This window comes from Staphylococcus sp. HMSC34G04, assembly GCF_001838765.1.
Taxonomy (GTDB): domain Bacteria; phylum Bacillota; class Bacilli; order Staphylococcales; family Staphylococcaceae; genus Staphylococcus; species Staphylococcus epidermidis.
This window is the reverse complement of sequence record NZ_KV838739.1, coordinates 242,025-254,569: the sequence shown is the minus strand read 5'-3', so window position 1 is coordinate 254,569 and position 12,545 is coordinate 242,025. Positions and strand designations below refer to the sequence as shown.

The window sequence follows — 12,545 nt, the reverse complement described above, 5'->3', positions numbered from 1 at the left end:
ACAGAAAGGAGGTATACCATGACATTATCAATAATTGTCGCTCACGATAAACAAAGAGTCATTGGGTACCAAAATCAATTACCATGGCATTTACCAAATGATTTAAAGCATGTTAAACAACTGACCACTGGAAATACACTTGTAATGGGACGAAAAACTTTTAATTCTATCGGGAAACCACTGCCAAATAGACGTAACGTTGTGCTCACTAACCAAGCTTCATTTCACCATGAAGGGGTAGATGTTATAAACTCTCTTGATGAAATTAAAGAGTTATCTGGTCATGTTTTTATATTTGGAGGACAAACGTTATTCGAAGCAATGATTGACCAGGTAGATGATATGTATATCACCGTAATAGATGGGAAGTTTCAAGGAGACACTTTCTTTCCACCGTACACATTCGAAAACTGGGAGGTCGAATCTTCAGTGGAAGGTCAACTAGATGAAAAAAATACTATACCGCATACATTCTTACATTTAGTGCGTAGAAAAGGGGAATAGGAGGCAATTATGGCTAAACAAATTATCGTCACAGATTCAACCTCTGATTTATCACATGAATATTTAAAACAACATAACATTCATGTTATACCATTAAGCCTGACAATCGACGGAAAATCTTACACTGATCAAGTTGATATCTCTTCAAGTGAGTATATCGATTATATTGAAAATGATGCAGACGTCAAAACAAGTCAACCACCTATTGGTCGATTTATTGAAACATATGAGCAATTAGCTCAAGATGACGTTGAAATTATAAGTATTCATCTTTCGTCAGGTTTAAGTGGTACTTATAATACTGCTGTTCAAGCGAGTCATATGGTAGATGGTAATATTACAGTGATTGATTCTAAATCTATTTCGTTTGGGTTAGGTTATCAAATTAAGCAAATTGTTGAATTAATAAGTCAAGGTACATCAACAGAAAAAATAGTGGAAGAAATGACACAATTACGTGATAACTTGCAACTGTTTGTGGTTATCGGTCAGCTTAATCAACTCATTAAAGGTGGCAGGATAAGTAAAACAAAAGGTTTAATTGGAAACATTATGAAAATTAAGCCAATCGGAACTTTAAGAGATGGTCAACTTGAACTAGTGCATAATTCCAGAACTCAAAACTCTAGTGTCCAATATTTAAAAAAAGAAATTACAGATTTTGTTAAAGATCACAAAATTAAATCAATAGGGATTGCTCACGCCAACGTTAAAGATTTCGTTGATAAAATCAAAAAATCATTTACAGAATCATTTGATTTTAACCAATTTGATATTAATGTAACAACTCCAGTGATTTCGACGCACACTGGACAAGGTGCAATTGGACTTGTGGTATTAAGAGATACGTTGAACTAAGTTGTCAAAAAATCACATATAAGATTCTGAGTTAAATACTTTAAATTCCCGACAATATAGCGTAAATTTAAACAAACAGATAACTTAAGGAGGGAATATAACATGACATATGCGACACTAGCTGGAGGTTGTTTTTGGTGCATGGTTAAACCCTTCACCTCATATCCTGGAATAAAATCAGTCGTTTCTGGATATAGTGGAGGACATGTAGAAAACCCAACATACGAACAGGTATGCACAAATCAAACAGGGCATGTGGAAGCAGTACAGATTGAATATGATCCTGATATTACAACATTTGAAAATATCTTAGACGTATATTTTAAAACATTTGACCCGACTGATGACGGAGGGCAGTTCTTTGATAGGGGGGAAAGCTATCAACCTGTCATTTTTTATCATGATGAGAATCAACGCAAAGCTGCCGAATTGAAGAAACAACAAATTGACGAAGAGGGTATCTTTAAAAAACCGGTTATCACACCGATTAAACCATATAAAAATTTCTATCCTGCAGAAGAATATCATCAAGATTACTACAAAAAGAATCCTACGCATTATGAACAATACCAACGTGGATCTGGTAGAAAAGCATTTATCGAATCACACTGGGGGTCTCAAAATGATTAAAAAAAACAAAGATGAACTGAATGACATAGAGTATCTAGTCACTCAAGAAAATGGTACTGAACCTCCTTTTCAAAACGAGTATTGGAATCACTTTGAAAAAGGAATTTACGTTGATAAATTGTCCGGCAAACCATTATTTACTTCAGAGGATAAATTTGAATCTAATTGCGGTTGGCCAAGTTTCTCCAAAGCATTAAATGATGATGAAATCGTAGAACTTGTTGATAAATCATTTGGTATGATTAGAACTGAAGTTCGATCAGAAAAAGCGAATAGCCACTTGGGACATGTTTTTAATGACGGACCTAAAGAAAAAGGTGGTTTAAGATACTGTATTAACTCTGCTGCGATTCAGTTTATACCTTATGATAAACTAGAAGAGTTAGGATATGGAGATTTAATTAAACATTTCAAAAAATAGGAGTGCATTTACATGTTTAAAAAGTTATTTGGAAAAGGTAAAGAAATTGACAAAAACATTAAAATCTACGCACCTTTGACAGGTGAGTATGTCAAGATTGAAGATATTCCTGATCCAGTCTTTGCGCAAAAAATGATGGGAGAAGGCTTTGGTATTAATCCTACAGAGGGTGAGGTTGTTTCACCGATTGAAGGCAAAGTCGATAATGTTTTTCCAACAAAACATGCTGTAGGGTTAAAAGCCGAAAATGGATTAGAGTTATTAGTTCATATCGGATTAGATACCGTTCAATTGGATGGCAAAGGGTTTGAAGTACTTGTTGAAAGTGGGGATGACATTAAAATAGGCGATCCTCTTATACGTTTTGACTTAGAATATATTAATAATAATGCAAAATCTATTATTTCCCCTATTATTATTACAAACTCTGATCAAACTGAATCAATTCATATTGAAGACGTACAAGCAGTAGTTAAAGGGGAAACACAAGTTATTGATGTGACAGTAAGCTAATGGTTAAGAATTATTCATTTTATCAATTTATTATGACCGTGCGTGGAAGAAAAGATGATAAAGGGGTTTTTGCTGAGCAAATTTTTGAAGACCTTGCCTTTCCAAAACACGAAGATGATTTTAATACATTATCTGAATATATTGAGACACATAGCGAATTCACCCTACCAATGTCTGTATTTGATGACTTGTATGATGACTATACGGAATGGTTGAAGTTTTAAATTCTTTTCATTAATAAATATTGATAGAGCCTGGGACACGACTCATTGTCTCAGGTGTTTTAATGTAAAGGGATTCAAACTCTACACTTTTTTAGTTATAACTTTTGTTTGACGTACACAGAATAATTACACTGTTTTCTCAATGAAACATACGTTTAATATAGTAATTTTTAGCATGTACTACTCAAGCCTCATGTGATTTTTACTTACATACATCATAATTAAAAATATTCGAATACATACAAGATGAAAATTCCTCAATAACTTGTTAATGATTAAGTATAAATATAACCATGAATTTATATTTTGTATAACTCAATATGAACGTATAAGGATGTGATACCATGAATGATCATCAAAAAAATCATGCAACATCTCAAGATGATAATACAAAGTCAACACCGTCTAAAAATAGCAAGCAAATAAAAATTAAATTATGGCATTTCATACTCATTATTTTGGGCATTATTCTTTTAACATCTATCATAACTGTAGTATCAACGATTTTAATTAGCCATCAAAAAAGTGGTTTAAATAAAGAACAACGTGCAAATTTAAAAAAAATTGAATATGTCTATCAAACACTTAATAAAGATTATTACAAAAAGCAAAGTTCTGATAAATTAACTCAATCTGCCATAAATGGTATGGTTAAAGAACTGAAAGATCCATATTCAGAATATATGACTGCTGAAGAAACAAAACAATTTAATGAAGGTGTATCAGGTGATTTCGTTGGCATAGGTGCCGAAATGCAAAAGAAAAATGAACAGATAAGTGTTACTAGTCCAATGAAGGATTCACCAGCAGAAAAAGCTGGTATTCAACCTAAAGATATCGTCACACAAGTGAATCATCATTCGGTAGTCGGTAAACCACTTGATCAAGTTGTTAAAATGGTCAGAGGTAAAAAAGGAACATATGTTACTTTAACTATAAAACGTGGTTCGCAAGAAAAGGATATTAAGATTAAACGCGATACCATTCACGTTAAGAGTGTAGAGTATGAGAAAAAGGACAATGTAGGCGTTTTAACAATCAATAAATTCCAGAGCAATACTTCTGGTGAACTCAAATCTGCAATCATCAAAGCGCATAAGCATGGCGTCCGTCATATCATTTTAGATTTGAGAAATAATCCGGGTGGTTTATTAGATGAAGCAGTCAAGATGGCAAACATCTTTATTGATAAGGGAAATACAGTCGTTCAATTGGAAAAAGGTAAGGATAAGGAAGAATTAAAAACTTCTAATCAAGCACTAAAACAAGCAAAAGATATGAAAGTATCCATCTTAGTTAATGAGGGATCAGCTAGTGCTTCAGAAGTGTTTACAGGTGCTATGAAAGACTATCATAAAGCTAAAGTTTATGGTTCTAAAACATTTGGTAAGGGTATCGTTCAGACCACTCGTGAATTCAGTGATGGTTCATTAATTAAATATACAGAGATGAAATGGCTAACGCCTGATGGCCATTATATACATGGTAAAGGAATTAGACCAGATGTTAGTATCTCAACACCAAAATACCAATCACTCAATGTCATTCCAGATAACAAAACTTATCATCAGGGTGAAAAAGATAAAAATGTTAAAACGATGAAAATAGGTCTAAAAGCTTTAGGTTATCAAATTGATAATGAAACAAACATATTTGACGAACAATTAGAATCCGCTATTAAAACATTTCAACAAGACAATAATTTAAAAGTTAATGGCAATTTTGATAAAAAAACAAATGATAAATTTACTGAAAAACTTGTTGAAAAAGCGAATAAAAAAGATACTGTTTTAAACGATTTACTAAACAAACTAAAATAAACTTGCGAGAAAACCATTAAACGAAAAGAACGCATTCAACTCTTTAAGTGTAATATCATTCTTAAAGAGTTGGATTTCTTAAATTTAATAACCATTCACGTTTGAATTAAGAGCCTGAGACATATAGTATATGTACAGGCTCTTAATCATATCTGATAATTCTGATTAGTTGGAAATACAACTTTTATAAAAGTTATTCCTATTAAGGTATGGTCCCAATCATTTCTTAACATTTTCAGATTTTCGTTAATTGATTGAGTCTTGAAAGTATCAATATGATTTAAATTTATTGTTACTACTCGTTAAAATTTAAAAAAAGAGGTGTTTTAGTAAGATGATTAGATTAGCAACTAAAGATGATTTACTTAGTATTACTCAATTAGTCAAAGAGGCTAAACAGATTATGGAAGAATTCAACAACAACCAATGGGATGATGAATATCCCGCGAAAGAGCATTTTGAAGAAGACATCGAAAATAAAACACTATACGTTTTAGACGTTGATCATACAATTTATGGTTTTATTGTTATCGACCAAAACCAATCGGAGTGGTATGATGACATTGATTGGCCTGTTAATCGAAATGGAGCATACGTTATTCACAGATTAGCTGGATCAAAACAATATAAAGGTGCTGCGACTGAACTTTTCCAATTTGCCATGGACTTAGCAAATGAACATGATATTCATGTCATTTTAACGGATACATTTGCCCTCAATAAACCTGCTCAAGGATTATTTGAAAAGTTTGGTTTTACTAAAGTTGATGAGATAGAGATAGATTATCATCCTTTTGATAGAGGGGCACCTTTTTATGCTTATTATAAAAACATATAAGAATAGAGGTTGTAATTATGACAAAAATTGCATATACAGGTGGAGGAACAGTAGGACATGTTTCAGTGAATTTAAGTTTAATTCCTACTTCGATTGAAAAAGGACACGAAGCATTTTATATTGGTTCAAAACATGGTATTGAAAGGGAAATGATAGAGTCACAACTCCCCAATATTCAATATTATCCAATATCAAGCGGTAAATTACGTCGTTATCTATCCTTTGAAAATGCAAAAGATGTCTTTAAAGTTTTGAAAGGAATTTTAGATGCACGTAAAATACTAAAAAAACAAAAACCAGACTTACTCTTTTCAAAAGGTGGTTTTGTTAGTGTTCCGGTAGTTATAGCCGCACGTTCTTTAAAAATTCCAACTATCATACACGAATCAGATTTAACTCCTGGATTAGCTAATAAAATTGCTTTAAAATTTGCTAAGAAAATATACACAACCTTTGAAGATACACTTGCATATCTTCCAAAAGATAAAGCTGATTTTGTTGGAGCTACTGTACGTGAGGACTTAAAACAAGGGAATAAAGAAAGAGGTTATCAACTCACTGATTTTGATAAAAATAAAAAAGTGTTATTGGTCATGGGTGGAAGTTTAGGTAGTAAAAAACTTAATAATATCATTCGTCAAAATATTGAGGCACTTCTCCATGATTATCAAATTATACACTTAACTGGAAAAGGACTTGTTGATGACTCAATTAATAAAAAAGGTTATGTTCAATTTGAATTTGTTAAAGACGACTTAACTGACTTATTAGCAATCACTGACACTGTTGTAAGTCGTGCAGGTTCTAACGCAATTTATGAATTTTTAACGCTACGCATACCGATGCTACTCATCCCCTTAGGACTTGATCAATCAAGAGGAGATCAAATTGATAATGCTAAAAACTTTGAATCTAAAGGTTATGGTCGTCATATTCCTGAAGATCAACTTACAGAAGTTAACTTATTGCAAGAATTAAATGATATTGAATTACATCGTGAATCTATTATCAAACAAATGGAAACATATCAAGAGAGTTACACGAAAGAAGATTTATTTGATAAAATTATTCATGATGCATTAAACAAGTAGGGGGCACCTATAATGAATCGATGGAAACGCATTTCATTGCTGATTGTTTTTACACTTATTTTTGGTATAATAGCTTTTTTTCATGAGTCAAGGCTTGGAAAATGGATAGATAACGAGGTATATGAATTTATTTATTCATCTGAAAGTTTCATTACCACATCTATTATGTTAGGTGCGACAAAAATTGGTGAAGTTTGGGCAATGGTTGCGCTATCCTTATTATTAGTTGCTTACCTTATGCTAAAACGTTTCAAAATTGAAGCTTTATTCTTTGTAATAGTAATGAGCCTATCTAGTACACTCAATCCACTATTAAAGAATATCTTTGATAGGGAACGTCCAACATTATTGCGTTTAATTGACATTTCCGGCTTTAGTTTTCCAAGTGGTCATGCTATGGGCTCAACTTCATTCTTTGGAAGCGCTATATATGTAATAAACCGTCATGATTCGGGTATCTCTAAAGGCGTGTTAATCGGTTTATGCGCACTTTTCATTTTATTAATATCAACTTCTAGAGTATACCTAGGCGTTCATTACCCTACAGATATTATTGCCGGCATTATTGGTGGTGCCTTCTGCATTGTTTTATCAACGTTAATATTGAAAAAACAACTCGCTGTATAAAGAAGCGCGGTTGGAATTTTAAATTAAATAGGTATTGACCAAACCACTGAAATGATTGTGAGTAAACAATGATTTTAGTGGTTTATTTAGTATATTCAAATCGGCGTTTTTAAATAAATATTGTTTGTAAGCTCAATGTTAATAATATTTATCTTATATTAATTTCTTTGTTTTCATTTTTGTTAATAAAAGACTTAAAATGTTGTCTTATAAATGTTTTAAGTCTTTTGTTTTTTGAAAAATTACAAACAAAAAATTTTGATTTACGAAAACTTAAATTTGAAAAAAGTTTACTTTAATAGCGATTACTTATACTGAACTTGTGATTAAATCTTCAAAGGAGCAAAGACATGATACAAATCAAGGATTTAAACAAAGTTTACGACAATGGTAGTCACGCAGTTAAAGATTTCAATCTAGATATTGAGGACAATGAATTTGTAGTATTTGTAGGACCTTCGGGATGTGGGAAATCAACAACGTTACGTATGATTGCAGGACTTGAAGATGTGAGCAAAGGGACAATTAGTATCAACGATCAAGTAATCAATGATTTACAACCTAAAGATCGTAAGATTGCTATGGTCTTTCAAAACTATGCATTATATCCACATATGACAGTTTATAAAAATTTAGCTTTCGGCTTAAAAATGCGAGGAATCAAGAAGAAAATTTATGACGAAAAAATTCAACATGCAGCTCAAATATTAGAAATTGAAAACCTCCTCGACCGTAAACCTAAAGCCTTATCTGGAGGACAACGTCAACGTGTGGCACTTGGTCGAGCTATCGTTAGAGAAGCTCAAATCTTTCTCATGGATGAACCACTTTCTAATTTAGATGCTAAATTACGAAGTAACATGAGAAGCGAAATTATAAAAATACATAAACAAATGAAAGCAACAACGATTTACGTGACACACGACCAAACTGAAGCTATGACAATGGCATCACGTATCGTCATATTAAAACAAGGCGAAATACAACAAATTGGTACGCCTGAAGAAATTTATCGTCATCCTGTCAATGAATTTGTTGCCACTTTCATTGGTAGCCCATCAATGAATATGGTTCCAATGACCTACAACATGGATGCTTGGTACTTCGATGGACAAAAAGTGGCTGATGCTACATTACTTCAACTTGCATCGCATGCACAATACAGACTTGGTATACGACCTGAAGACTTACATCTTGTTAATGATAACGAAATAAGTAATTATCCAATCCAACTTTCTCAATTCACTGTAGACTTAGTTGAGTTAACTGGTTCATACAAATTACTTCACTGTCATCACAATGAGCATAAAATCATAGCAGCTGTAGATAGTAATTTGGATTTTGAATTAGGACAAACAGTTTCCTTCGGTATAAAAACGGAAGATGCACACTTTTTCGATTCTGATTCAGGCGAAAGAGTACAAGAGGAGGTTTTATCATGAGTAAAAACAAAAAACAAAGCCTTCAATCCGCTCATCAAAAACCTTTGTTAAAAAGAATGTGGGAACACAAAGTACTTTACTTAATGATTTTACCTTGTTTACTCTTTTTCTTGATTTTCAACTATATTCCAATGACAAGTCTTGTTCTGGCATTCAAAGATTTCCGCTTCGATACTGGTATCATCGGCGGTGATTGGAAAGGGCTATACTATTTTAAACGCTTTTTCTCTGACCCTCGCTGTATTCAAATTATTATGAATACGCTAATTATAAGTGGCATGAAATTGATTTTAGCTCTACCATTTCCAATTATTTTAGCCATTATGTTTAACGAAATTAAAGATTCTAAATTAGGTAAGATTAGAGGTTTATTTCAAGGCGTACTTTACATCCCTCACTTTTTATCTTGGGTTGTAGTTATCGGTATTTTCAAGAAATTACTCGCTCCAGATGATGGACTTATGAATCAACTGATCCATCAATTTGGTGGCGACGGGTCGACTTACTTTATGATGAACCCTGAGTATTTTCACACCATCATGTTTTCTAGTTATATATGGAAGAATGTAGGCTGGGATTCCATTATTTATTTTGCAGCAATTATGAGTATTAATCCTGAAATTTATGAATCAGCTACGATTGATGGCGCGAATCGTTTCAAACAAATTATACATATTACCTTACCTATGTTAACGCCAACAATTGTTATCTTATTCATCATTTCTCTAGGCGATATTTTAAAAGCAGGGTTCGATCAAATTTACCTACTCAAAACACCAGGTAACGCTAACGTTTCAGAAATACTGGATACATTTGTGATTCGTACTGGTATTGAGCAAGGCGATTTCAGTTACGCAATTGCGATTAGTCTATTACAGGGTGTGATAGGACTTATCGCTGTCGTCATTATTAATAAATTCGCAGATAAGAAACTGGATACATCACTATATTAAGGAGAATGTACATGTTTAGAAAGTCTATGCTCATCTTAATAATTGCAGTCATTTTGTTCGTAACAGCATGTAGCAAAGATAAAACGCAAGATGAAGCGAAAAGAAAAGCAGATGCTAAAGGTAAACCAGATACATGGATTGCAGATAGAAAACTTAAAGGACTTGTGTTTCAAAGTGATAACGATGCCTCTCCTAAAATGAATAAAGAAGTCGCTCAAGAACTTAAGAAAAGGACTGGCATCACATTAGAACTTCAAACCGTTTCTAATGAAGATTCCACAGAAGCATTAACTTCAGGACTCGCTTCTGGAGATTTACCCGATTTCATCGTTTATTACTTAGATGATAGTGGACGACCTGAAATGAAAGTACTAAATAAAGCAGCGAAACAAGGTCGACTCACAGACTTAACGAAAATGCTTAAAAACACAAAAATTTATAGTAAGTATTTCAAAAAAGGATATTTACCAAAAGATACGAAAGATAACATCATGTTTAATAAAGAACAAGATGGAACGTACCTTGTACATATGGGGATTAACCGTCATCCAGGACAAGAAGAACGTCGCACTGTAGGTGGTCCTTACGTCAGAAAAGATATCATGGATAAACTTCATATCGACCCTACTTCTATCAAGACGTCCAAAGATGTAGAAAAACTTGCTGAAAAGATGAAAGAACACCACTTCAAAGATGATAATGGTAAAGAAATCACACCTATTGGCCCAACAGCATGGGGCGGTGACGATCGTACTAAATTCTATAATGACCTTGTGTGGACTGGTCAGTCTGATGAGAAATTTTTAAATAAAGGTAAGAAAATTATACATGAATCACAAACCGAATATCCACTTAAACGTGTACATTACGTTAAAGACCTTATGAAGAAAGGCTTAATGACAAAAGAGTTCTATACAATGGAAGAAAATAAAGCAAAAGAAGGACTCGTTAATGGCTCATGGGGCATTGTTTCAGATTTACATAACTATGTTACTGAAAATCAAAGTATGAAATACGTTCCACTTGGGCCACTCAATACAGTCAAAGGTAAATTTAGAGTTGAAAAGCCATATAAATCAGGCGCAAACGGTTGGGCTGTACCAAGTACGACTGAACATCCTGAAGACGTCGTTAAACTCGCTGATTTCCTTGCAAGTCGCAAAGGTAAATTACTCGGTCAGTACGGTATTAAAGGACGTGACTATACGTTAAATAAGAAAGGTAACCCTCATGTTAAACCTGAAGTGTTAAAAGAAGTTGAAAATAATCCAGACGAAGCTAAAAAACGTGGTTTTAGAGGTGCGGGTTCTTATTGGGCAGATCATCTTGGTTATACTGATATAGATAATAAAGCTGATTTCGGTGAAACTGAATACGGGGATAATACAAAAACGAAAAAGACGACTCCTGAAAAGATTGCTGATATGTGGCATTATGATGAAAGACAGAAACACGCCAAAATCGTAAACGGACTCACAGTAAAGTCATTCTTATCTAAATATGAATATGGCGAAGATTTAGAAATTGCACTCGATGATTATAGTGACGCTATTAAACGTGCTTATTATTCTCAATCAGACAAGGAAGCGAAACAAATTATTGATAGTGCTAAGCAACGTTTAGAAGAGGCAGGCTTAAATCAATTTGAAAGATACGTTGAAAATCAAAGAGATAAAAAAGGAACTCAAATTATTTATTAAGAGGTGGCAGAGACAATGAAAGTTTCACAAGATAAAAGTGCACTTGTCATTCGTATTATCTCATTAATCATTATTATTGGCTTAGTAATCACGATTATCCTCCCGATGATTAATATCTTTGCCTTAGCATTTAACTCTGGGGTAGATGCTCAAAAAGGTGGCATCACTTTCTACCCGCGTAAATTTTCACTAGATAATTTTAAGGAGATATTTAAACAAGGCACGTTATTAAATGCATTATTTATTAGTATCGCAAAGACAGTCATAGGAACGATACTAAGCGTCATATTAACAGCTATGGCTGCATACGTTCTAACAATCAAAAGTTTACCGTTTCGAAGAATCATCTCATTCTTCCTAGTCTTTACGATGTTATTCAGTGTCGGTGTTGTACCACTTTATATCCTATTAAATCAACTTCATTTAACTGATACATTCTGGGTATACATTTTACCGTCACTTTATAGCGTTTATAACATTTTAATTATGCGTACATTCTTCAATCAATTACCTAGTAGTGTGATTGAAACCGCTAGAGTAGATGGTTGTAATGACTTTCAAATCTTTTGGAAAATTGTCTTACCCATGAGTAAACCCGTGGTGGCATCAATTACATTATTTAACGCCGTGAGTCAGTGGAATGATTGGTTTACAGGTGCATTCTTCGTACGTAATCCAAACCTCAAACCGTTAGCTACTGTTTTACAAGATATGTTAACGAAACAAGCTGCCATTGCAGATGCTTTAAAACAAAAGTCAGGTTCATATGCGATGTTAGACAAGTTGACAATTACAGGGGACTCAATGCAGATGGCAATGATTGTACTATTAACAATTCCAGTATTATTCCTCTTCCCATTTGTTCAGAAGCATTTTGTAAAAGGTATAACTATCGGTTCGACAAAAGAGTAAAGGAGACGAAAC

General features: G+C 33.3%; 14 protein-coding genes. All 14 read left to right on the top strand.

All coding sequences use genetic code 11. The features are described from left to right. Positions 1-18: 18 nt before the first annotated feature. The gene (gene dfrC, locus HMPREF3241_RS07985) at positions 19-504 is read left to right on the top strand and encodes a trimethoprim-sensitive dihydrofolate reductase DfrC (protein ID WP_002476114.1); all 486 of its coding nucleotides are present in this window, start codon (positions 19-21) and stop codon (positions 502-504) included. Positions 505-513: 9 nt separating this feature from the next. Further along, a complete protein-coding gene (gene fakB2, locus HMPREF3241_RS07980) occupies positions 514-1,362 on the top strand; it encodes a fatty acid kinase binding subunit FakB2 (protein WP_002446442.1) in 849 nt (282 codons plus the stop codon). A 102-nt stretch (positions 1,363-1,464) separates the two neighbouring features. Then, a complete protein-coding gene (msrA, locus tag HMPREF3241_RS07975; RefSeq protein ID WP_002446441.1) occupies positions 1,465-1,992 on the top strand; it encodes a peptide-methionine (S)-S-oxide reductase MsrA in 528 nt (175 codons plus the stop codon). After that, positions 1,985-2,413 (top strand): peptide-methionine (R)-S-oxide reductase MsrB, encoded by a 429-nt coding sequence (gene msrB, locus HMPREF3241_RS07970; RefSeq protein ID WP_002446440.1) that lies wholly within the window; start codon positions 1,985-1,987, stop codon positions 2,411-2,413. Before msrA ends, msrB begins: the two co-directional genes overlap by 8 nt. A 12-nt stretch (positions 2,414-2,425) precedes the next feature. After that, positions 2,426-2,926, top strand: coding sequence for a PTS sugar transporter subunit IIA (locus HMPREF3241_RS07965; protein ID WP_002446439.1), 501 nt, complete (start codon positions 2,426-2,428; stop codon positions 2,924-2,926). Then, a complete protein-coding gene (locus HMPREF3241_RS07960; protein ID WP_001831241.1) occupies positions 2,926-3,150 on the top strand; it encodes a YozE family protein in 225 nt (74 codons plus the stop codon). Before HMPREF3241_RS07965 ends, HMPREF3241_RS07960 begins: the two co-directional genes overlap by 1 nt. A 344-nt stretch (positions 3,151-3,494) precedes the next feature. Then, positions 3,495-4,970: a S41 family peptidase gene (locus HMPREF3241_RS07955; RefSeq protein WP_002446438.1), complete on the top strand. Its 1,476-nt coding sequence runs from the start codon at positions 3,495-3,497 to the stop codon at positions 4,968-4,970. Between the two features lie 334 nt (positions 4,971-5,304). Next, on the top strand, positions 5,305-5,808 hold the full coding sequence (locus tag HMPREF3241_RS07950; RefSeq protein WP_002446437.1) for a GNAT family N-acetyltransferase: 504 nt from the start codon (positions 5,305-5,307) through the stop codon (positions 5,806-5,808). 17 nt (positions 5,809-5,825) lie between these two features. Continuing rightward, positions 5,826-6,899 (top strand): undecaprenyldiphospho-muramoylpentapeptide beta-N-acetylglucosaminyltransferase, encoded by a 1,074-nt coding sequence (locus HMPREF3241_RS07945; RefSeq protein WP_002446436.1) that lies wholly within the window; start codon positions 5,826-5,828, stop codon positions 6,897-6,899. 12 nt (positions 6,900-6,911) lie between these two features. Then, positions 6,912-7,526, top strand: a complete 615-nt coding sequence (locus HMPREF3241_RS07940; RefSeq protein WP_002446435.1) for a phosphatase PAP2 family protein — start codon at positions 6,912-6,914, stop codon at positions 7,524-7,526. Between the two features lie 350 nt (positions 7,527-7,876). Next, on the top strand, positions 7,877-8,968 hold the full coding sequence (locus HMPREF3241_RS07935) for an ABC transporter ATP-binding protein (RefSeq protein WP_002446434.1): 1,092 nt from the start codon (positions 7,877-7,879) through the stop codon (positions 8,966-8,968). Continuing rightward, positions 8,965-9,921, top strand: coding sequence for an ABC transporter permease (locus tag HMPREF3241_RS07930; protein ID WP_002446433.1), 957 nt, complete (start codon positions 8,965-8,967; stop codon positions 9,919-9,921). Before HMPREF3241_RS07935 ends, HMPREF3241_RS07930 begins: the two co-directional genes overlap by 4 nt. A gap of 11 nt (positions 9,922-9,932) precedes the next feature. Beyond that, positions 9,933-11,621 (top strand): extracellular solute-binding protein, encoded by a 1,689-nt coding sequence (locus HMPREF3241_RS07925; RefSeq protein WP_002446432.1) that lies wholly within the window; start codon positions 9,933-9,935, stop codon positions 11,619-11,621. Between the two features lie 15 nt (positions 11,622-11,636). Then, complete coding sequence (locus tag HMPREF3241_RS07920) at positions 11,637-12,533, top strand: carbohydrate ABC transporter permease (protein WP_002495746.1); 897 nt, start codon at positions 11,637-11,639, stop codon at positions 12,531-12,533. The last annotated feature ends 12 nt before the right edge of the window (positions 12,534-12,545 follow it).